Source organism: Candidatus Methylomirabilota bacterium, assembly GCA_036005065.1.
Classification (GTDB): domain Bacteria; phylum Methylomirabilota; class Methylomirabilia; order Rokubacteriales; family DASRDR01; genus DASYQW01.
This window is the reverse complement of sequence record DASYQW010000401.1, coordinates 1-22,211: the sequence shown is the minus strand read 5'-3', so window position 1 is coordinate 22,211 and position 22,211 is coordinate 1. Positions and strand designations below refer to the sequence as shown.

The following is a 22,211-nucleotide window of genomic DNA, read 5'->3' as shown; positions in this document are numbered from 1 at the left end:
GTGGTCGATCGTCACCGCCGCCTCGAAGCCGAGCGCCTCCGCCCGCCTGAGGTAGCGCCCCATGTCGGCGAGCGACGCCGTGCGGGGCCCGAGGGCGAAGGTCGGCAGGCGAAGGCCGAATCTCATGCGACGCCTCCTAAGTCACTGGAAATCCAGATCCCGGAGCCGATGGGGATCGAGCGCTTCGAGCTCGGTCAGCTCGTCGGGAGTGGGGGGCGGCACAGGGGCCCAGTCCGGGGCCGGCACCACCGGGAAGCCCGTCTGACGGCGGACCTCGTCGAGCGTCACGCCCGGCATGAGGCCCTCGAGCCGAAGGCCATCCGGCGTCTGGCGGAAGACGGCGAGTGGGGTGACGACCCGCTCGAGGTTGCCCACGGCCGTGACGAAGTCGACGGCGGGGACGAGGGAGCGCGCGTCGTGACGCGTGCGGTAGACGACGATGCGCTTGACCACCTGGAAGAGCACGGCCGCTCCCCCGCCGCCGGGCAGCCGGACCTTGGGATGATCGAACGGCCCGATGACGGTCGAGTTCACGCGCCCCCGGGCGTCGACCTGGACCGCGCCGAGCAGCATCACGTCGATCCGGCCCCGGAGCGCGAGCTGATACACATCCACGTTCGACAGCACGACCGGCGAGCCGGCCAGCCACCCGGGGCCCGACGAGGACCTCGGCACCGTGGCGGGGGCCGCGTCGAGTCCACCCCCGATGGCGACATGGCGGAGGGCCGGCGCATGGAGACGCCGGGCGAGGAGCAGCGCCAGCGAGGCCAGAATCGAGTTCACGCCGTGGCAGGCCACCTCGCCGTCGCGCAGGCAGCGCGCCAGCGCGATCGTCATCAGCTCCGGAGGACCCACGCTCACGGAATCGACGCGAGGTAGGCTGCCAGGCTCTCCGGAGCGCGCGCCGCGTCGAGATAACGCCGGACGCCGTCCTCGTCGACGTCATAGCATCCCGCGCAGTCGCCGGGCCGCGCTCCGCCGGGCGCCTCGACGACCGCCGCGACGCCGAGCTCGGAAATCCGCGTGAGCTCCGGCATCCGCGCGAACTCCTCGGTGGAGAGGACCCGCTCGGCGGTCAGGATCACACGGTCGGCCGCCTGCGCCATCAGGAGGTCGTAGCCCGGCGATCCATAGATCCGGGCGTTCCCGCGCTGGTCAGCTTCCTGGACGTGCAGGATCGCCCACTGGGGGCGAAGCGCGGGCACCACGTAGACCTCCTCGCCGGTCCAGGGGTCCTTGACCGTGCGGAAGTCGGCGACGGCCGGCAGGTCGGTCCCCTTGAGGCCGGGGAGCGGCTCGAACGGCACGCCCAGGGATGCGGCCCGCAGCCCCGTCATGACGCCCACTCAGGAGAACTCGCGGACACGGACCCGGCCCGCCTCGACGGCCCGGCGGTAACTCGGGAGCATCCCGCCGAACGCCGACTCCAGCGAGGCGATGCCGGCGTCGACTTCGGCCAGGCAGCCGGCGGCGCAGAGAAGGTCGAGATCGTAGGAGGGCGAGGGCTTGGACAGGCGGAGGCCGCGGCGGCCCTGGCGCGCCAGCTCGCGCACGAAGGCGGCCGGGACCCGGTGGAGCATGACCCCGCCGAGGGTCAGGTGGGCGCCGTCCGGGACGAGCGCGGCCGCCTCGGCGAGGCTCATCAGCTTCATGGATCAGCTCGGCCTCAGCGCTAGGAGCTTATCGGGTGAATCAGGCGCCACGCGATGGCGCAACCGCCCACGGTTGGTGTTCCGCTCCGAGCGCGGGCTTCGCCCGCGCAACCCCTCCTTTGGGGTGGTCTGGGAGGGGGCCCCGACGGGCGAAGGCCGCCCAACCACGGCCCCCTCCCATGATCTACCGGAGGCCATCCTCGCCCTTCGCCTCGGCCTTGGTCAGGCCGCCGACCCGCGGGTGGGGCCGGCCGCCGTCGGTCACGACCAGTGCCACGACGATCTCGTCGGGCCGCGGCGCGTCGGGCACCCGCACCTCCATGGCGTCGAAGTGGCTGCGGACGAACGCCGCGTCCTTGTAGTGGAGCGGCACGTCGATGGCGGTGCCGGCCGCCCCCAGCTTCTTCGCCGACGGGATGATCGCCTTGCCGCCGCCCACGGCGGCCCGGAACGGCGTCCCCAGCGTCGGATGCAGGATGGCCGCCGCATGCTCGTACTCGCCGTCGAGCCCGACGATGGCGGCCTTGCCGTAGCTCTCGGGCCTTCCGCCGAGTGCGTCGACGGCCATCTTGCCGAGCAGCCCGCCCAGCTCCTCGCCCACCTCGATCAAGGGCTCGAGCCTCTCCTCGTACCGGCCGGCGAACGGGTTTTCGACGACCGCGACCGCCGCCGCCTTGCGGATCGGGCGCGCCGCCGCCTTCCGGCCGTCCGCGCGGATCTCCTCGACGATCGTGACCAGCTTGCGGATGTTCATGATCCCTCCGGATCGGGGCGCTTCATGGGCAAGGGCGTGGCCCCCCAGATCTCGCGGGCGTACTCCTGGACCGTGCGGTCGCTCGAGAAGCGGCCCATCGCGGCCACGTTCCGGATCGACATCCAGGTCCAGTCCTCGGGGCGGCGGTAGGTCTCGGCGACCCGGGTCTGGCATTCCGCGAACGACGCGAAGTCCGCGCAGTGGAGGAACCGGTCCTCGCCCGTGAGCGCCTCCACCACCGGCCGGAACAGTCCGGGGTAGGCGCGCCCCAGCTCGCCGTCGTCCCGGATCGTCGCGATGGCCCGCGCGAGCTCCGGGGTACGCTCGATCCACGCCCGGGGATCGTAGCCGCTCTCCCGGAGCGCCTCGATCCCCGCCATCGTGTGACCGAAGATGAAGATGTTCCCCTGTCCCACCGCCTGCCGGATCTCGACGTTGGCGCCGTCCAGGGTCCCGATCGTGAGGGCGCCGTTGAGGGCCGCCTTCATGTTCCCGGTCCCGGAGGCTTCGAAGCCGGCCGTGGAGATCTGCTCGGACAGCTCGCAGGCCGGAAAGATCCGCTCGGCCATCGAGACGCCGTAGTTGGGCAGGAAGACGACCCGGAGCCGCCCGGCTACGATCGGGTCCCGCGCCACGAGATCGCCGACGGCGTGGATCAGCTTGATAATGAGCTTCGCGAAGACATAGCTGGGGGCGGCCTTGCCGGCGAAGATCACCGTGCGCGAGGGCGCGTCGCCCGCCCGATTCTCGCGGATCCGGTGAAAGAGGGCGAGGACGTGCAGCACGTTGAGGAGCTGGCGCTTGTACTCGTGGATGCGCTTGGCCTGGCAGTCGAAGAGGGTGTCGGGGTCGAGGACGGGCCCGCCGTCCCGGAGGGCGACGTCGGCCAGGGCCAGCTTGTTGCCGCGTTTGACGGCGGCCCAGCGGGCCCGGAAGCCGGCATCCTCGGCGAAGGCCGAGAGCCGCGCCAGCTCGTTGAGATCGGTCACCCAGCGGTCGCCGATCGCCTCGGTGATGAGCCCGGCCAGCCGGGGGTTCGCCTGGAGGAGCCAGCGCCGCGGCGTGATGCCGTTGGTCTTGTTGCTGAAGCGCCCGGGGAAGAGCTCGTGGAAGTCGGCGAACGTCGAGGTCTTCAACAGCTCGGTGTGGATCGCGGCGACCCCGTTGACGGAGTGGCTCCCGACGATGGCGAGGTTCGCCATCCGGACCCGGCGCTCCCCCTCGTCCCGGACGATGGCCATGCGCCGGAGCCGCTCCTCGTCGCCCGGATACCGCGCGCGGACCACCGCCCGGAGGCGCCCGTCGATCTCTTCCACGATCTGGGAGTGGCGCGGCAGGAGACGTGAGAACAGCTCGACCGGCCAGCGCTCCAGCGCCTCGGCCAGCACCGTGTGGTTGGTGTAGCCGAAGACCCGTTCGGTGATCGCCCAGGCCGCGTCCCATTCGAGGTTTTCCTCGTCGATCAACACCCGCATCAGCTCGGGAATGGCGAGAGCCGGGTGGGTGTCGTTGAGCTGGATGGCTACCTTGGCCGGGAAAAGGTCCCAGGGCCGATGGACCTTCCTGAACCGGCGGATCACGTCCTGGAGCGTGGCCGAGACGAAGAAGTACTGCTGCCGCAGGCGCAGTTCCTTGCCCGCTCGCTTCTCGTCGGAGGGGTAGAGCACCTTCGAGATGCTCTCGGTCCGGTCCTTGTCCTCGACGGCCCGCACGTAGTCGCCGGCGTTGAAGATGGCCAGGTCGAACTCGCGAGTGGACTTGGCCCCCCACAGGCGGAGCGAGTTGACGGTGTCGTTCCGGTAGCCCAGCACGGGCATGTCGTAGGCCATGGCCATGACACGGTCCGTGTCGACCCAGTCGAAGCGGTCGCGGCCGTGCTCGTCACGGCGATACTCGACCCGCCCGTAGAACCGAACCGGATAGACGGCATCCGGCCGGGCGATCTCCCAGGGGTTGCCGAACCGGAGCCAGTTGTCCGGCGCCTCGACCTGGAAGCCGTCCACGATCGTCTGGGCGAAGATGCCGTACTCGTAGCGGATGCCGTACCCGTAGAAGGGCAGCCCGAGCGTCGCCGCCGAGTCGAGGAAGCAAGCGGCCAGCCGGCCCAGGCCCCCGTTGCCGAGGCCGGCTTCCGCCTCCTCCTCCGCCACCTCTTCGAGGCGGTAGCCGAGACGCTCCATGGCCGCGCTGTACGCCTCGTAGGCGCCGAGGTTCAGGATGTTGCTGAGCAGCACCCGGCCGAGCATGAACTCCATCGAGAGGTAGTAGACACGCTTGACGTCGTTCCGGTAGTACGCGTCCTGGGTGCGGAACCACCGCTCCATCACCCGGTCGCGGACCGCGTAGGCCAGCGCCTGGTAGACGTTGAAGGTCGAGGCCGTGTACTCGTCCTTGGCCACCGAGTACATCATGCGGTGCGCGAAGGCCTCGACGATGCCGTCGATGTCGAGCCGCCCGGGGGCCGGAGTCGGGATCTCCCCCGTCCGGCGTTCCGCCGCCCCGTCGCGCGCCGCCTGAGTCTCGCTCATGCGCGGCTCAAGTATCTCGGAGGGGGGCTGCGCTCCCCTCCGATTCCTCACCCGTGAAGAGGTTGCGCGGGCAAAGCCCGCGCTCGGAGCGCTTCGACTGGTGCGGGATGGCAGTCATAGAGTCATAGGACGTGTCGGCCTCCAGGAGCCCACTGGATCAGTGGCCACCACCCGGCGCCTGGCCCCGGGTGACCTCGGCCGCGCGCGCCGCCGGCGCCGTGTTCCGGCTCCGACCGATCCGCGGAACCCCGTCGGTCAGCACCATCGAGATCCCGGGCAGGTCGCCGGCCCGGAGCGCCTCCAGCGCCGTCTTCCCGACCGACCCGACCGGGGCGTCGAGGATCGTGAAGTCCGCCGCGCGGCCGGGGGCGATGCGCCCGACGTCGAGCCCGTAGACGCGGGCGGTGTTGCCGCTCGCCATCGCGATGGCGACCTCCGGCGGACAGTCACCGAGCGCGACCAGGAGGGCCAGCGTCCGGAGGATCCCCAGCGGGACGATGCCGGTGCCCGACGGCGCGTCGTTGCCCAGGATCACGCGGTCCCAGGCACCCGCCTCCCGGGCCACCCGGAGCGCGTGGAGGGCGGTCCGCGGATTCCCGCAGTGGACGATCTCGAGGGCCATCCGGCTTCCCGCCACCAGTGTCTCGATCTCGGGCGGGCTCAGGGAGGTGGTCCCGCCGTTGATGTGGCCGACCACGTGGGGGTCCGCCTCCAGCACCGTCTCGGCGTTGATGGGGCTCGACCCGGCGATGGAGGGGCCGCCCGTGTGGATGGTCACCGTCATCCCGTGCTGCTTGGCCCACTTGACCATGGGCGCGGCGTCCCGGCCCGTCCGCACGGAGCCGAGGCCGATCTCGCCCACCAGCCGGACGCCCGCGCGCGCCATCTCGGCGAAGTCGTCCTCCGTCATCCCGAGCTCGAGAATCGGCGCCCCGGCGTGAACCCGGGCGCCGCCCGGCCGGAAGTTCGCGTACGCCTTGGCCGCCACGATGGCCAGGGCCTTCAGGCCGACGATGTCCCTGGGCCGGCCCGGCAGGTGGACCTCACCGGCCGAGATCATCGTCGTCACCCCGCCGTTGAGCTCCGAGTCGAGGAAGTCGAGGGCGCGCTGGCGCGGCGTGAAGTCGCCGAACACGGGGTGCACGTGAGAGTCGATGAGTCCCGGCGTGACCGCGCTGCCCCGGGCGTCGATCACGGTGTCGGCGCCGTCCGCGTCCACCGCCGACTCGCGGCCGACCCCGACGATCTTCCCGTCCACGCACACGATGGCATCGCCGTCGAGGAGCGGCGCCCCGATGTCGCCCGAGACGATCTGGCCGATGCCGCGGATGACCGTCTTCATGCCGCTCCTCCAGACCCTCGGCCATCGCTGGGTGGACGGCTCTCGCGCTCAGTCGTGACGGCCAACATCTGACGTTCCGCTCCGAGCGCGGGCTTTGCCCGCGGGCCCACCCACCCAACCCGAGAGGTGGGGGAGGTCCCGGAGGGGGCCGGCGAGGCCCCCTCCGGCTGATCTCAGACGCGCTGGCACAGCTCCTGGTACGCGGGTTCGAAGCTCAGGCAGACCTGCCGTCGCTCGGCCGAAGTGGCGAAGACGTCGAACAGCCGGCTGACGACGACAGCATAACACGTGCGCTTGGCGGCATCGTCGACGCGACGGCACAGCTCGCTCGCCTGGTCCCGGAGCCGTCCCCCCCAGAAGTCGACGACCACGTTGACGGCCCCCGTCACGCACTGCTCGTAGGCGTCGGGCGCCTCTCGGACGCGGGGCACCCGGCCGCACAGCCGGGCGATCTCCGCCGGATCTCGCCGGCTCTGGGCCGCCGCGTCGCGGCCGAAGCTCTTGAAGCAGACCGGAATCATGTCCGGCCGCGCGCGCAGGCACTCCCGGGCCACCTTCTCGAAGTCGAGCTGGTAGAGGAAGAGCATCCAGCTCGTCTGCATCTGGTAGCAGTGGAACTGGAGCCCGGGGTCCTGGCTGATCCCGTTGCAGGGGAAGTGCGGGTCGCGGCTGAGCCAGGGCGTCCGGTGACCGGCCAGCGCCCCGAACCCCTGGCCGGCCACGAAGTTCTCCATGAAGGCGCCCTCGTAGCAGGCGCCGCGCGAGTAGGCGGTGGCCAGATGGCCACAGCCCTCGAGAGCCTTCGGGAGGTTGTAGCCCTCGTAGGCCATGACGCCGTGCCCCACCCCGTGGAAACACTGGAACTTGCCGAAGCGCGTCCCGAAGTCGTTGCAGAGCTGCTCGATCTCGGCGGCCAGGTTCCGCGTGCCTCGCTCCTGGAGGAAGGCCTCCATCGCGCCGTGATAGTACCCCGCATGGCAGGAGGCGTCGCCCCGCTGGAAGGTCCGGGCGCCGTAGAGGCCGTAGGCTACCCGGCCGATCTGGTGGGCGGCGTGGTGGCAGTCGAAGATCGACCCGCCCCGCGAGTCCTGGAGGAGCTTAGCCATGAGCGCCTCGGGGCCGGCCAGGGCGAGCCAGTAGCGCAGCTCCTCCTCCCGGTCCGCCGTCTCGCGAACCCCGAGGGCCGCCAGCGTCCGGCCCCACTCATCGGGGAACGCCCAGTAGTAGAGGCGGCCCGCGCTCACCAGGATGGTCTCGTAGCCCCGGCCGAGGAGCGCCCGGAGCTTCCCGATCGGGTCGATCCCCTTCGCCGTCGGGGTTTGCCCGCGCTCCCGCACGACGATCGTGCCCGTGAGGTCTGGGTTCAGATGATCGTGGAAGTTCCAGGCCCCGACCCGATCGAACCGGAAGATCCAGCTCTCGCCGGGCGCGATGGCCCGCCGGGGATCGAACTCGGGGTAGACCTGATGGGTCGGATGAATGTGGGAGGCGGGCCAGCGTGGCTCGCGGCCGAGGTTCTCGAAGGTGACGACGTCTCCCTGCCTGACCTCGAGGGCCACCGGCGTGAACCCGCGCTCGTCCATCCGGACGAGGAGCGGGGCGGGCCCCTGAGCGCCGGCGAGGGCGGAGACGAGCGCGACGAGCATGGCCAGGCCGAGCCCGAGCGCCCGGGCCAGGCGACCGTCGACCGTCGCGCCGGGCCCGATCACGGGCGCTCCGTCGGACCAGCGTGGTGATCGGGTCCGGGCGATGGAACCCGGCCGACTCACGGGCGCTCCCGGAGCGTTCCAAACACGCGCTCGGGCGTGGCCGGCAGCCGCCAGATCCGCCGGCCGATCGCCCGGGAGATGGCGTTGAGCACGGCGGGCGCGGTCGCGATCATGGCCGGCTCGCCGACCCCCTTGGCGCCGAAGGGCCCGAAGGGATCGTGGGACTCGACGAGGATCGGCACGATCTCCGGTACCTCGAGCGTCGTGGGGATGAGGTAGGTCGAGAAGTTGAGCGTCCGCCCGCGCACGTACTCCTCGGTGAGGGCGAAGCCGAGCCCCATCACGATCCCGCCCTCGATCTGGCCCTCGGCCGCCTGCGGATTGATGGCACGGCCGAGGTCGTGGGCCGCGATCACGCGGCGGACACGGACCTCGCCGGTCCGGCGGTTCACGTAGAGCTGGACGAGCTGGGTCGCGAACGCGTACGTCTGGTAGGGGCTGCCCTGCCCGTTACCGTCGAGCGGCGTCGTCTGGGGATCGAAGTAGCCGCGGAAGACCCCCTGGCCGTCGCGCTCTCGGATCGCCCGGGCCACCTCGCCGAGCGAGACCGTACCGCCTCCATCCGCCCGCTCCACCCGACCGCGACGGACGCGGACGCGGTCGGGCGGGACGCCGAGCAAGGCCGCACCCTCGGCGGCCGCCGTCTTGGCGAGGGCCTGGGCGGCGTCGCGCACCGCGTTGCCCACGATGAAGGCGACCCGACTCGCCGAGGTCTTCCCGGAATCCGGCGTGAGCCGCGTGTCCCCCGCGGTCAACCGGACCGCGTCGAGGTCACAGGCGAGCGCCTCGGCGAGCACCTGGCAGAGGATGGTCGAGGAGCCCTGGCCGATGTCGGCCGCCGAGGTGTAGAGGTGGATCCGCCCGTCCGCCTCCAGCTCGACCCGCACCTCGGCCGGGTTCGAGAGCGCGGTGTTGCCGATCCCATACCACATCGCGGCCACGCCCTCGCCGAGCACCCACGGCCCGTCCTCCGGAGGCAGCGGGTCCTGGACGGCCAGCTGGCGGCGTCTCTCGCGTACCGCTTCCAGCGTCTCGACGAGACCGACGCTTCCCTCGAGCACCTGGCCGGTGCCTGTCGCGCCGCCCGGCCGCAGCGCGTTCCGGAGCCGGAGCTCGATCGGGTCCAGGTGGAGCTCCAGGGCGAGGAGGTCGATCGCGCCTTCGGTGGCGACGGCCACCTGTGGCGTCGAGAAGCCACGCATCGCGCCGGCCGGCGGGTTGTTCGTGTACCAGAGGAACCCCCGGGCCCGGACGTGGGGAATCGTATAGGGGCCGACGGCGTGGATGCACGCGCGGGTGATGACCGTCGGCCCCCACGACGCGTAGGCGCCGGTGTCGCCGGTGATCTCGACGTCCACGGCGGTGAAGCGCCCGGCGGCGTCGGCGCCGAGCCGGACGCCCACCTGGTACGGATGGCGCTTGACGGTGGCCAGCACCGACTCCTCGCGGCTGAACGTGCACTTGACCGGCCGCCCGAACTTCGCGACGGCCAGCGCGAGATAGGGTTGCACCGAGAGGTCGAGCTTTCCCCCGAAGCCGCCGCCGGTCACGGCCTGGATGACCCGGACCCGCTCCGGCGGGACGCCGAGGACTTTGGCCGTCGCGTCGCGATCCATGTACGGTGTCTGAGTCGACACGACCAGCGTGAGCGTTCCGTCGGCTTCGCGGTAGGCGATCCCGGCCTCGGGCTCCAGGTAGGCGTGCTCGATCCACTGGGTGTGCCAGGTGCCCTCCACGACGGCCGACGCCCGGGCGAGCCCGAGGGCGGCATCTCCCTTCCGGACGGCGGGCCGCGCCAGGAGGTTTCCGGCCGGGTGCAGGAGCGGCGCCCCGGAATGGCCTGAGGCCTCGGCCGAGAGGAGCGGCTCGAGTGGCCGGTAATGAACGCGCACCGCGTCCGCTCCGGCTTCGGCATCGGCGCGCGTCTCGGCCACGACCGCGGCCACCGCGTCGCCGGCGTAGCGCACGACCCTGTCGCAGAAGACCGGCTGGTCCTCGACGAGGATCCCGTAGGCGTTCTGGCCCGGGACGTCCGCCGCCGTGAGGATCCCGATCACGCGCGGCCGGGCGAGCGCGGCCCCGGCGTCGATCCCGAGCAGCTCGGCGTAGGCGTGAGGACTCCGGACGATCTGGAGGTGGAGACAGCCGGCCGGCTGGTAGTCGTCGCCGTAGAGCGCGGTGCCCCGGACCTTCGCCTCGGCGTCGATCCGGGCAGCCGGCCGTCCGAGCGCGCCCGCCGGCCGCGCCGGCACGCGCCCCTCGCGCCGCCAGCGCGCGGCGAGCTCGACCGCATCGAGGATCTTGGTGTACCCCGTGCAGCGGCAGAGGTTACCGCAAAGCCAGGCTCGCGTCTCCGCCCGCGTGGGGGCGGGATTCGCCTCGAGGAGGGCGACCGCCGCCATCACCATGCCGGGGATGCAGATGCCACACTGGACGGCCCCGGCCTGGATGAACGCCTCCTGGACCACGTGAAGCGGGCCATCGGCGGGCGCCAGTCCCTCGATGGTCGTGACCACGGCGCCCTCGGCCTTGGCCGCGGGGAAGAGGCAGGCGTCGACCACGCGGCCGTTCACCCACACCGCGCAGGCGCCGCACTCGCCCTCGACGCATCCGGACTTCGTGCCCGTGAGGCCGAGGCCCTCGCGGAGGAGGTCGAGCAGGCTCCCGTTCGGCGTCGCGAGCGCCACGCAGACGTCGGCGCCATTCACCGTGAGGCAGGTCTCGCTCATGGCTCGGCCCGCCCGCAGGTCTCCACGGCCGTCTCGAGCGCCGCCAGCGCGAGCGCCGGCAGCACTTCCCGGCGATACTCGACCGAAGCGCGGAGGTCCGAGATCGGACAGGCCGCCTCGGCCGCGGCGCCGGCGGCCGCCCCGATCCGCGCGGGGGTGGGAACCTGACCCAGGAGCGCGGCTTCCGCCCGAGCCGCCCGGACGGGCGTCGGCGCCACCGCGCCCAGCACCAGCCGGGCCAGGGCGATCCGTCCCGCGGCGTCGAGTCGAAGGCGTGCCGCGACGCTGGCGACCGAGATCGCCATCGGGTGCTCCGGCCACGCTCGGTTCGTGAGCTTGTAGAAGCCGGTGCCCTCGGCCCCGGCCCGGCCGGGCACGCGGAACGCCGTGAGCACGCTCCCCGGCGGCAGTCCGAGCCGGCCCGGCCCCAGGACGACAGCCTCGATCGGAGACGACCTCGGGCCGTCGGGAGTGAGCGCTTCGATCCGCGCGTCCAGCGCCCACAGCGCGGCGACCCCGTCGGCGGCCGGCGAGGCGTTGGCCACGTTGCCGCCGAGCGTCGCCACGTTGCGGATCGGCGGCGAGGCGAACCGTTCCGCCACCTGCGTGAGGAGCGGCGCCCAGCGCCGGATGAGGGGATCCGCCAGGCAGTCCGCGTAGGTGACGCCGGCACCGAGCACGAGCTCGTCCCCTTCGACCGCCACCCGGCGGAACTCGGCCACCTCTCCCACGTCGAGTACCGGTCCGATCCGTACCCGCTCCCGGGCGCGCACCATGAGGTCGGTTCCCCCGGCGAAGATCGTGAGGCCCGCCTTCGCGCGGACCACCGCGGCCTCGATCTCCGCCAGCGATCGCGCCCGCTGGTAGCTCATCGTGTCCTCAGGCGGAGCCGCTCCAACCCTTCCCTCCTCGCCGCCCTTTCCAGGCCGCGGTCCCAGGATGCGAAGACCCGCGGTTGTGTCACCTCCCCGCCGACGGTGACGGCCGAGGCCAGGTGGACCGCGTGGTAGTCTATACCATCAGATAGGCGCGGCGCACGGCCTCGTCCGCCTGAAGCTCGCCGATCGTGCCCTCGTACCGAACATGACCCTGCTCGAGGATGTAGGCGCGATCGCCGAGCCGCGTGGCGAAGCGGAGGTTCTGCTCGGACAGGACGATCGTCTGGCCGCGGGCCTTGAGGGCGAGGAGCCGATCCAGCAACATGCGCACCACCACGGGCGCCAGTCCCTCCGAGGGCTCGTCGAGGAGCAGGATCACGGGGTTCCCCATGAGGGTCCGGGCGATGGCGAGCATCTGCTGCTCGCCGCCGGACAGCGTTCCGGCTCTCTGCTCGCGGCGCTCGGCGAGGATGGGCAAGAACTCGTAGATCCGCTCGTGCGTCCAACCCTCCCCGTCGGGGGGCGCGCGCCGGCCAACCTCGAGGTTCTCGCGGACCGTGAGGTCCGGGAAGAGCCGGCGATCCTCGGGCACGAAGCCCAGGCCGCGCCGACACACGCGATGCGGCGACCAGCCCGTGATGTCCTCGCCGTCGAGCACCACCCGGCCCGCCCGGGGCGGCAGGAGGCCCATGATCGCCCGGAGCGTCGTCGATTTGCCCGCTCCGTTCCGGCCGAGGAGGGCGACGACCTCGCCCGGGCTCGCCCTGAGCGAGACGCCGAAGAGGACGTGCGAGAGCCCGTAGTAGGCGTGGAGGCCCTCTACCGCCAGCGTCGGGCGGGCGGCGCGGTCGCCGGGCCGCATCACAGCTCCCCCAGGTACACCCGCTGCACGTCGGCATCGGCGCGCACCTGAGCCGGCCCGCCGTCGGCGATGATCCGGCCCTGGTGGAGGACGGTGATCCGGTCGGCCACGGCGAACACGACGTCCATATCGTGCTCGGTGAAGAGCAGCGTGAGACCGCTCTGGCGGCCGAGCGTCTCCACCAGCGCCATCAGCTCGCGCCGCTCGGCCGGGGCCATCCCCGCGGTCGGCTCGTCGAGCAGCAAGAGGGTCGGCTCATTGGCGAGCGCGATCGCCAGCTCGAGTTTCTTCAGGTCGCCGTACGGCAGGACGCCGGCCGGACGGCCGGCCTGGCCGGCCAGCCCCACGCGGCTCAGCAGCCCGGTAGCGCTCTCCCGCTCCATCCTCCGGGCGCAACCGACCAGCGACAGCGTCCGCCGCCGCCGCGAGACCAGGGCGACCTGCACGTTCTCCAGCACCGTGAGGTTGCTGAACACCGCGGGGATCTGGAAGGTACGCGCCAGACCGTGCCGCCAGATCCGGTAGGGGGCCAGGCCGTCGAGCCGCCGGCCTCGGAAGCGCACGGTGCCGCCGTCGGCGCGCAGATGCCCCGTCAGGAGGTTGAAGAGCGTCGTCTTCCCGGCGCCGTTCGGCCCGATGAGGGCCCGCACCTCGCCCCGCTCGAGGCGGAGGTCCACGCCGTCCACCGCGGCGATCCCGCCGAAGCTCTTCCGGAGCCCGCGGGTCTCCAGGAGGGGCGCCGCGGACCCGTCCTCGCCCGCTCCCGTCGTCGTCACCCGGCGATCTGTCTCCCTCGGCGGATCGTCCCCAGCAGGCCGTGGGGGAACAGCACGACCAGCGCGGTGAGGATACCGCCCAGCACGGCGCCCCAGTAGTGGAGGTAGGCGGTGACCTGGGTCTCCAGCGCCTTGAAGACCGCCGCGCCCAACAGCGGGCCGAAGAAGGCGCTCACCCCGCCGAGGAGAATCATCACGAGCGGCTCGATCGACTTGTCCACGAACAGGTAGTTCGGGAAAGCGCTCCCCTTCTGGAACACGTAGAGGGCCCCGCCGAGCCCGGCCACCAGCCCGGCCAGGACGAAGGCCAGCCACTGGTGGAGCCGGACGTTGATCCCCACCGCCTCGGCGCGGCGCGGGTTGTCGCGGATGGCCCGGAGGGTCAGGCCGAGCGGGCTCTGGGTGACCCAGAAGAGGAAGGCCAGGCCGAGGGCCGTGGCGGCCAGCGCGAACAGGTAGTAGCGCGCGGGGGAGCCGAGCCAGCGCGGCGGCCACACGCCGAGGAGCCCGTTGTCCCCGCCGGTCACGTCGTACCACTGGAAGACGACGGTGTAGGCGATCTGGGCGAACGCGAGGGTCAGCATCGCGAAGTAGATGCTCGTGAGGCGGACGCAGAAGACGCCGAAGACCGCGGCGGCCGCCGCCGCCACCAGCGGGCCGAGCGCGAAGGCCGCCGGCATCGGCAGGCCAGTCTTCAGGAGCGCGAGAGCCGCCCCGTAGGCGCCGAGGCCGAAGTACGCCGCGTGGCCGAACGACACCATCCCTCCGTAGCCCCACAAGAGGTGGAGGCTCGACGCCACCAGCGCGAGCGCGAGGATCTCGGCGCCGACCAGGAGCACGAACGCGGGGGCCGCCGCCGACAGGAGCGCCAGCCCCGCCACCCCGACCGCGGTCCAGGCGAAGGCGGGCCCCAGGGGGCCCCGCCACGCCTGCGCCCCTCCGGACCGAGCGCCCATTGCTCCCTCACCGGCCGTCGGCCGACCGAGGAGTCCCCACGGGCGCACGACGAGGACGACGGCCATCAGGAGGAAGATCAGGATCAGCGAGGCGCGCTCGTGGACCAGGATCCCGAAGGACTGGAGCTCCCCGATCAGGAGCGCGGCCAGCAGGCTCCCGGCGAAGCTCCCCATCCCGCCCACGACGACGACCACGAACGCCTCCACGATCACGGCGGTGTCCATCCCCGGCGTGATCCCCACCAGAGGCGCGGCCAGCGCGCCCCCGAGGCCGGCCAGCCACGACCCGAACACGAAGACCGTCGTGAACAGCCACCGCTGATCCACGCCGAGCGCCGACACCATTTCCCGGTCGGCGGTGGCCGCCCGGACCAGCACGCCCCACCGGGTCCGGTGGAAGATCCACCAGAGCCCGGCCGTCACCAGTGGGCCGAGCGCCACGACCAGCACGTAGTAGGCGGGGAACGGCTGGCCCAGCACCGAGACGGCGCCGGCGAGCGCGCGTGGCAACGGGACGCTCCGGTTCTCGGTTCCCCAGATGTACCGGACGGCGTCGCCCGCGATGAGCACCAGGCCGAAGGTGAGGAGGAGCTGGTAGAGCTCGGGGGCGTGGTAGATCCGCCGGAGGAGGCCGATCTCGATGGCGGCCCCGAGGAGCGCCACCGCGGCCGGAGCGAGGATGAGGGTGAGCCCGAAGCGGACCGGCGACTCCGGCAGCACGGTGAGGAGCGTGTGGGTGAGATAGGCCGCCAGCATGTAGAAGGAGCCATGGGCGAAGTTGACGATGCGGGAGACGCCGAAGATCAGCGAAAGCCCCGCGGCGACCAGGAAGAGGAACATCGCGTTCGCCAGGCCCGCGAGGCTCTGCAGGGCGAACTGACTGAGGCTCAACGGCCCGTCCGCCTGCCCCTCAAGTCGTCCAGCACGGCGCGCGCCGCCCGCGCCCCCTGGGCGGCGGCGCCCTCCATGAAGCCCTGATAGTCCGGCGAGCAGTGCTCGCCGGCGAAGTGGATGTGGCCCTGGCGGACGCCCTCGTATCCGCCGAAGGCGTGGTACTGCCCGACTCGCAGGTAAGAGTACGAGCACGCCGCGTTGGGATCCAGCGCGGCCGCCGAGCGCGTCGCCTGTCCGTTCCACTGGGCGGTGATGCCGGGCCAGACCGGCTCGAGCTGGCGCAGAATCGCCCGAGCCTGCTCGGCGACCCTCGGGTCGGAGCCGGCGTCGCTGTAGGGCGCGCCGCCCGCGTGGTCGAGATCGCCGGCCATGAAGCAGACGAGGAGCCCGCTGGCGCCGCTCTGGCCGCGGGAGGCGTCCCACGTGTTCTCGTACCCCGTGTCGGAGAAGGACAGCCCGGTGTCAGCTTCGCGTCCCGGCTGGCTCCAGTAGCGGGTCCGGAACTGGAGGTGCAGCTTCACGTTGCGTCCGCGCCCGAGCTCCCGGATCGCCCGGTCCTTGAGGGCGTCGAAGCCCGCGTGGCTGTAATCGAGCGTCCGCAGCACGGCGAATGGCAGGGCGAGAATGAGATGATCGGCCCGGGCCGTCGCCACGCCGTGCGACGTGTCGAACGTCAGCGTGAGGCTCCCATCGGGATTCCGCGCGAGGGCGACGAGCCGCCACCCGAGCCGGAGCGTCCCGGGCGGCAGGGCCGCCGCGATCGCCCGCGGGAGTTCGCCGTTGCCGTCTCTCAGACGATAGCACTCGTCGGAGAGGCCGAAGATCGAGAGGCTTCCGGGCTTGGGCTGCTCGCCCAGCATGTACACCAGGTTCAGGGCGGACTGCTCGGCGGTCGGGGCGCCGTACTCGATCCGATAAGCCACCTCGAGCAGACGGCCGAGCGGGGAGGCATGCCCACCGGCCACGCGGGAGGCGATCCACGAGTAGACGCTCATGTTGTCGAGGGCGACCCCGGCGGGGCTGCTGCTGGCGTAGGTCGTCCGGGCGCCGGCCGCCTGAATGTCCCGGCGAAGCGCCTGGTACACGGGCTGGAAGTCACGGTCGGCCTCGGCCTTCGGGTAGCGGTGCCCCGCGAAGTAGTAGGTCTCCTCGGCGTCCGGCGCCTGGGCCGCCAGGAGGTCAGCGAGCGGAAGCTTGAAGCGCCGGGCCAGGCCGAGGACGACCTTGTGGTCGGTGTCGATCAGCTCGCCGCACCACTCGCTGACCTGCCCGTCGCGCCAGTAATTGCGGGTGTTCGAGTGGACGCGCCCGCCGGCCCGGTCGGATGCCTCGTAGATGGTCGAGCGGACCCTGGCGTCGGCGAGGGTGAGGGCGGCCGTCAGCCCGGCCAGGCCGCCCCCGACGATGGCGACGCGCGGCACCCGCGGCGCGCGCGGCGCACGGGCCGCGCGGGCTCCACGGGCCGCGGCCTCGGTCGAGCCCGGGAGCCCCGCCAGGGCGCCGAGCGCCACCGCGGCCCCGGTTGCTCGCGCCAGGAAGTCGCGGCGGGACAGCCCGACCGGTGGCGGCCCGTCGCGGCGCCAGCGATCGAGGGCCGCCGCCCGCGCGGCCCGGATCGCCTCCGGCGTGACGCCGCGCTCCCAGGCCAGCCGGTGGTCGATCGCGAGCCGGACGAGGGATCGCAGGAGCGGGGTTCGGACCATGCCCCCGATAGAGGCTCAGTTCACTTCGGGGGGGTCTCGGAAGACCCCCCCGATGCCCCCCCGGTCATTTCGGGGGGGTCTCGGAAGACCCCCCCGATGCCCCCCCGTCGTGGCGGCGGCGAAGCCGCCGCTCGGAGGACGCCTCGATCCACCACGCGCTTGGTGGTGGGCGCCGGGTTACTCCGACACATGGCTCAGTTCCCGGGGCGGAGCCTCTTCACTTCCTCGTCCGTCGGCAGGATCTTCTCGCCCGGCACGTATTCCCAGTCCGCCATGACGGCGACGCCGCGCTGCGGATCGAACCGAGTCGTGCCGACCCACGCCCCCATCGTCGACTGGTGGTCCGAGGCGCGGAAGGTGATCGGGCCGGTCGGGGTGTCGACCTTCAGGCCCTCCATGGCCTTGACCACGTTCTCGGCGTCGGTGGTCCCGGCCTTCCGGATGGCCTCGGCCATGGAGATCATCGTGATGTAGCCGACCAGCGAGCCCTGGTAGGGATACTTCGCCAGGGACGGGTGCTTCTGGCTCACGAACCGGCCGTAGCGCTCGACGAAGGCCTTGTGGGCCGGCGTGTCGATCCCGTACCAGGGATAGCCGGTGACCAGCATCCCGTCGGGCGCATCCTTCCCGAGCGGGTCGATGTACTCCGGCTCGCCGAGCAGGATGCCGACGACGAACTTCTTGCGCTCACCCGCGAAGAGTCCGAACGGGGTGGCCTGCTTGACGAAGGCGATCCAGTCGCCCCCGAAGAGCGAGGTGTAGACCGCCTCGGGGTTGGCGGCCACCAGCTTGTTGATGTGGTCGAGGTACTGCCCGGCGCCGAGCTTGGGAAAGGAGGACGAGACCTCGGTGAGGCCGGGCTTGAGCTCCTTGAGACGGTTCCAGAAGCCTTCCCAGGCCTTGTGGCCGTACTCGTAATCGGGCCCGATGTTGGCCCACCGGCTATAGGGGAGCTTGGCCGCGCGGTCGGCCAGCATCCGGCCCTGGGCCCAGGTGTGGGGACGGACCCGAAAGGCGTAGCGATGCCCCTTTTCCCATGTCAGAGCCTCGGTCAGGGGCTCGGCGGCCAGGAACACGATCTTGTTCTTCTTGGCGAAATCCGACACCGCCAGCCCGACGGCCGAGGAGAAGGTCCCCATCAGGAAGTCGACCTTCTCCTGGAACACGAGCTCCTGCGCGTGCTTGATGCCCTCGTCGGGCCGGAGCTTGTCGTCCCGGAACACGACCTCGATCTTGCGGCCGAGCACGCCACCCCTGGCGTTGATCTCGTCGAGCGCCATCTCGAGGGCAGCCCGGTAGGGCGCCGTGAAGGCGGCGCCGACACCGGAGTACGAGTTGATCTCTCCGATCTTGATCGGCCCCTGGGCGAGCCCGGAGGGCGCGATCGCCAGCACCACGGCCAGCGTCAAGGTGGGAATGCGCGGGAGCGCTCTCATGCGGGAATCCTCCTCTCGACGGCGATCGCGGTCTTCACCCTATCACAGGGTCGGCGAGGCGCCGGCGCACTTATTTCTTCGCAGGGGCTCCACCCGGGACTCATTTCTTCTGCTTGCCCGCCTTCGCGCGATGGCCGAGCTTCCGCTCGACGACCAGGCTTCCCAGCACGTCCAGGATCACCCGGCAGGCGAGCTGGGCGGTGTTGTCGTTCACGTCGTAGGGAGGGGAGACCTCGACGACCTCCATCCCGCACAGGCCTTCGCGGGCGATCAGTCGCACCATCTCGAGAGCCTCCCGTGGCAAGAGGCCCCCGGGCTCCGGCGTGCCGGTTCCGGGCGCGAAGCCGGGATCGATCGAATCGATGTCGAACGAGAGATAGACGGCCTTGCAGCCCTTCCAGGCCAGCTCGAGCGCGACCTCGGCAGCCCTGGCGGGCCCCAGCTCCTGGATATCCGTCATGGTCAACACGCGGGTCCCACGGTGGCGCGCGACCGCGACGCCTGGGCGGGATCCGTACCAGCCACCGATCCCCATCTGCACGAGGTTCTCGGGGCGGCAGTTCGGCAAGCCGACGTCGTGCATGTGGCTGTGGTCGCGATGGGTCGTGGTGGTCGGCTCGTGCGTCGTCCAGTACCAGGGGGTCGTGTGCATCCGCTCGTCCATGTCCTTTTCCTGGATGTCGAGGTGCCGGTCGATGTGGATGATGCCGACGTTCCCGGCAACGTGGGGCGCGATCCCGCGCACGTTGGGGAAGCCCAGGCTGTGGTCGCCCCCGCAGATGATCGGAAACGCGCCCGAGATGTAGACGTGCGAGATGGCCTTCGTCACCTGGTCGAACGTCTTCTCGATGTTGCCGGGGATCACGAAGACGTCCCCCGCGTCGCAGAGGTCCAGCTCCTCGGCCAGATCCACGGCACCGTCGACCGAGTAGCCGTCGTAGAGCGCCGAGATTCGCCGGACCGCCTGGGGGCCGAACCGCGCGCCCGGCCGGTAAGTGGTGCCGGTGTCGAAGGGAACGCCGACGAAGGCCGCCTCGAAGCGGCGGACCTTCCGCACGTCTTCGCAGTAGGGCGCCTTCATGAACGTGTTGATGCCGGCGAAGGCCGGCTGGTGGCCTCGGCTGAACAGGGAGATCGTGCGGTCCGTGATCGAGTCGGCCGCCTCCAGGCCCAGCTTCAGGGTCCGGCGGACCTCGTCCGCCTGCTTCGTCTGGGGGATCCGGGAAAGTCGGCGGAGGTTGCGGGTGCCTCGAAACTCGCCGGTCCGTCTATCGGGCATCAGATCATCGCTCCTCGGTCAGCTCCGGGCGACGGCCGCCGGCTTCCGCGAGCCCCTGAACTCGTGGGCCACGGCTGCCGAGATCCCCCGCACCCACTCCTCGAACAGGAGCTCGCCCTTCTCCCGCGTCGCGAGCCTGGCCGACATCAGGGCGCCCGACGACGGGACCCCGGGCACGTTGTTCTCGTTGACGGGGTACACGTCGTAGGGCGGAAAGCTCGCCGGCGGATGCTCGGGAACCCGCTCCATGTGCACGGTCTCGGGCTTGAGGTACAGCATCACGGAAGTCTCCATCACCCCGGCGTGCTCGAGCGCCCACCCGCCGAAGCCGTCCGGCCACACCTTGGCCACGGTGCTCTCGGAGGTGAACTCGTAGTAGGCGACCCGCATGACCTTCAGGTCGCTGACACCCGCCAGCTGCAGCTCCCGCAGCGCGAGGTCGATCCCCTCGATCCCGAACATCATGTTCTCGTAGTGGGCATCCATGACCACCAGGCTCCGCGCCCCGTGGCGCGCAAATTCCCGGATGAGGTCGCGCACCATCATCGTCAGCGTGGCGCCGTCGAGGCTGGTGGTGCCGGGGAAGTGATTGCCGCCGCCCGAGCGGGGCTGGGACTTGTAGCCGTAGGCAAGCGGCGGCGCGACCAGGCCGCCGACGCGGGCCGCCACCCGCTCGGACAGGGCCGTGGGAATCACAACGTCGCAGTTCATCGGGAGGTGCGGCCCGTGCTGTTCCAGGGCGCCCATGGGCAGCAGGATCACAGGCGATTCCTCGGCGACGCGGCGGGCGTACTCCATCCAGGTGACCTCGGCGATGCGCACGTTTCGGTCCATGCTCACTCCTCCATTCCGATCGTCTCGAGCACGGCCAGGAGCTTGCGGCAGGTCTCCTCGAGAGCCCGCACCTCCCGGTCCATCCACTGCCGGGGGCCTCGGGTGTCGTGGACCGAGACCCATCCCTGCAGGACATCGCCGCGAACGAGGGGTGCCACCATCTCCGAGCGGATGCCGTAGACGTCCGTGACCTCCCGCTCGGGCGCGACCTCGGGAGCCGCGTGGAGGCAGTCGTTCTCCACGAAGACCCGGCGGTTCTTCTCCAGCCACTTCACGGCGACCGCCCGGCGCTGGTCGAGGGACGTCTCGGTCAGGATCGACCGGACGCCCGGCGCCCGGGCCTCGGCCGCCGGCGCGTTTACGTGGAAGCCGAGCGCCGGCACGTCGACCCGGATCGTGGTCCGGCTGGCCCGGGTCTCCTCGAGCAGGTCCCGGAGGAGGCCCTGGAACCTGTCGATCGCGTCTTCCCTACGCCCCATGCCTACCCCGGTGTGCCGACGCGCTCCCAGAGCCGCTTCGCCGCGGCGGCAGCGTGACGCCGGATCTCTTCCTCGTCCACCAGCGTCGCCCGGCCCCCTTCCACGACGATCCGGCCGTCCACGACGACCATCTCGACGTCCCGCCCCTGGGCCGTGTGGACGAGGTTCCCCAGCGGACTCAGGCATGGGGTGAGGTGGGGACGCCGAAAGTCCACGACCACGAGGTCCGCTTTCTTCCCGACCGCCAGCGTGCCGAGCTCGCCGGCGAGCCCCATGGCCCGGGCACCCTCGACGGTCGCCATCTCCAGCGCCACCCCGGGCTGCCACTCCTCGGTGACGGCGCCTTCCTGGATACGCGCCACCGCGAGCGCCCAGCGCATCACCTCGATCATGTCGGCGTGCATGTTGTCGGTTCCGAGAGCCAGCCGCGCCCCGGCGCGACGCAGCCTGGGGGTGGGCGCCAGCATGCCTCCGGTCGCGTTTCCCTTGGGGACGTGGGCGACGGTCACCCCGGCCCGTCCGACCCGGACGATGTCGGCCGGGGTCAGGAAGATGCAGTGAGCGGCGATGAGACGGTCGTCCAGGAGACCCGCGTCAGCCACCACCTCGACCGGGCTCCGGCCACTCCGCTGGCGGACCCGCTCCACCTCGACCCGGCTCTGCGCGAGATGGATGTTCACGCGGAGGCCGAGGGTCCGGCCGGCCTCGGCGACCTTTCGGAGCAGGACGTCTGAGCAGGTGTCGGGGGCATGCGGGCTCAGCTGGACGCCGATGCGGCCCTCGGCCTTCCCCTGCCATCGCTCGGCCAGCGCCACCGCCGCCCCCAGCGTTTGCTCCCCGATCGCGTCGTCGTGGTCCCAGCGGCCGTCGGCGACCGTCCGGAAGTCCACGTCGTGGATGCGCCCGCAGGTGTAGACCCGCAGCCCCACCTCGGCCATGGCCTCGACTGTCGCGTCGGCGTGGACGTACGTATCGTTGATGAGGGTCGAGCCGAACAGCATGGCCTCGAGCGCCCCCAGCCGCGCCAGCGCGCGGGCCTCGTCGGGATCGACGTCGCTCCCCCGCGGGACCCCGGGCGTGTAGGCCGGGGCGAAGCCCATGTCTTCCGCCCGACCCCGGACCATGGTGAGGATCGCGTGGGTGTGGACGTTCACGAACCCCGGCGTCACGACCCGCCCGTCCAGGGCGAGAACGCGGGTGGCGCGCAGAGGCGACGGCGCCTCCCGGGCGCCCGCCAGGAAGGTGATCCGGTCCCCCCGGACGCCGATCACGGCGTCCTCGATGACGGGTCGGGCCGCGTCGGCGGTGAGCGCGGTGACCCCGCGCAGCACCAGATCGTA

Annotated in this window: 16 protein-coding genes and 1 pseudogene; all 17 read right to left on the bottom strand. The window is 71.6% G+C overall.

Annotated elements, in window-relative coordinates:
- Nucleotides 1–141: 141 nt before the first annotated feature.
- Entirely contained in the window at nt 142–837 is a 696-nt protein-coding gene (locus VGW35_26740; GenBank protein ID HEV8311273.1) for a CoA-transferase, read from the bottom strand.
- A 20-nt stretch (nt 838–857) separates the two neighbouring features.
- A pseudogene (locus VGW35_26735) lies at nt 858–1,643 on the bottom strand (CoA-transferase).
- Between the two features lie 193 nt (nt 1,644–1,836).
- Nucleotides 1,837–2,406, bottom strand: a complete 570-nt coding sequence (locus tag VGW35_26730) for an amino acid synthesis family protein (GenBank protein HEV8311272.1) — start codon at nt 2,404–2,406, stop codon at nt 1,837–1,839.
- Nucleotides 2,403–4,934, bottom strand: coding sequence for a glycogen/starch/alpha-glucan phosphorylase (locus VGW35_26725; GenBank protein HEV8311271.1), 2,532 nt, complete (start codon nt 4,932–4,934; stop codon nt 2,403–2,405). Before VGW35_26725 ends, VGW35_26730 begins: the two co-directional genes overlap by 4 nt.
- Nucleotides 4,935–5,091: 157 nt before the next feature.
- Nucleotides 5,092–6,276 carry an amidohydrolase family protein gene (locus tag VGW35_26720; GenBank protein ID HEV8311270.1) on the bottom strand — a complete coding sequence of 395 codons (1,185 nt, stop codon included), beginning with the start codon at nt 6,274–6,276 and terminating at the stop codon, nt 5,092–5,094.
- A gap of 173 nt (nt 6,277–6,449) precedes the next feature.
- The gene (locus VGW35_26715; GenBank protein HEV8311269.1) at nt 6,450–7,985 is read right to left on the bottom strand and encodes a hypothetical protein; all 1,536 of its coding nucleotides are present in this window, start codon (nt 7,983–7,985) and stop codon (nt 6,450–6,452) included.
- A 56-nt stretch (nt 7,986–8,041) separates the two neighbouring features.
- On the bottom strand, nt 8,042–10,774 hold the full coding sequence (locus VGW35_26710) for a molybdopterin cofactor-binding domain-containing protein (protein ID HEV8311268.1): 2,733 nt from the start codon (nt 10,772–10,774) through the stop codon (nt 8,042–8,044).
- A complete protein-coding gene (locus VGW35_26705; GenBank protein HEV8311267.1) occupies nt 10,771–11,646 on the bottom strand; it encodes an FAD binding domain-containing protein in 876 nt (291 codons plus the stop codon). The genes VGW35_26710 and VGW35_26705 overlap by 4 nt, the downstream gene beginning before the upstream one ends.
- A gap of 139 nt (nt 11,647–11,785) precedes the next feature.
- Nucleotides 11,786–12,514 (bottom strand): ABC transporter ATP-binding protein, encoded by a 729-nt coding sequence (locus VGW35_26700; GenBank protein HEV8311266.1) that lies wholly within the window; start codon nt 12,512–12,514, stop codon nt 11,786–11,788.
- Nucleotides 12,514–13,290, bottom strand: coding sequence for an ABC transporter ATP-binding protein (locus tag VGW35_26695; protein HEV8311265.1), 777 nt, complete (start codon nt 13,288–13,290; stop codon nt 12,514–12,516). Before VGW35_26695 ends, VGW35_26700 begins: the two co-directional genes overlap by 1 nt.
- Nucleotides 13,287–15,137, bottom strand: a complete 1,851-nt coding sequence (locus VGW35_26690; protein ID HEV8311264.1) for an ABC transporter permease — start codon at nt 15,135–15,137, stop codon at nt 13,287–13,289. The genes VGW35_26695 and VGW35_26690 overlap by 4 nt, the downstream gene beginning before the upstream one ends.
- Nucleotides 15,134–16,843, bottom strand: coding sequence for an NAD(P)/FAD-dependent oxidoreductase (locus tag VGW35_26685; protein HEV8311263.1), 1,710 nt, complete (start codon nt 16,841–16,843; stop codon nt 15,134–15,136). The genes VGW35_26690 and VGW35_26685 overlap by 4 nt, the downstream gene beginning before the upstream one ends.
- Nucleotides 16,844–17,037: 194 nt before the next feature.
- Complete coding sequence (locus tag VGW35_26680; protein ID HEV8311262.1) at nt 17,038–18,279, bottom strand: ABC transporter substrate-binding protein; 1,242 nt, start codon at nt 18,277–18,279, stop codon at nt 17,038–17,040.
- Between the two features lie 100 nt (nt 18,280–18,379).
- Nucleotides 18,380–19,558, bottom strand: a complete 1,179-nt coding sequence (locus tag VGW35_26675; GenBank protein ID HEV8311261.1) for an agmatinase family protein — start codon at nt 19,556–19,558, stop codon at nt 18,380–18,382.
- Between the two features lie 18 nt (nt 19,559–19,576).
- Complete coding sequence (locus VGW35_26670; protein ID HEV8311260.1) at nt 19,577–20,392, bottom strand: creatininase; 816 nt, start codon at nt 20,390–20,392, stop codon at nt 19,577–19,579.
- A gap of 2 nt (nt 20,393–20,394) precedes the next feature.
- Nucleotides 20,395–20,871 carry a GAF domain-containing protein gene (locus VGW35_26665; GenBank protein ID HEV8311259.1) on the bottom strand — a complete coding sequence of 159 codons (477 nt, stop codon included), beginning with the start codon at nt 20,869–20,871 and terminating at the stop codon, nt 20,395–20,397.
- Nucleotides 20,872–20,873: 2 nt separating this feature from the next.
- On the bottom strand, nt 20,874–22,211 hold a 1,338-nt coding region (locus tag VGW35_26660), incomplete at its 5' end, for an amidohydrolase family protein (GenBank protein HEV8311258.1).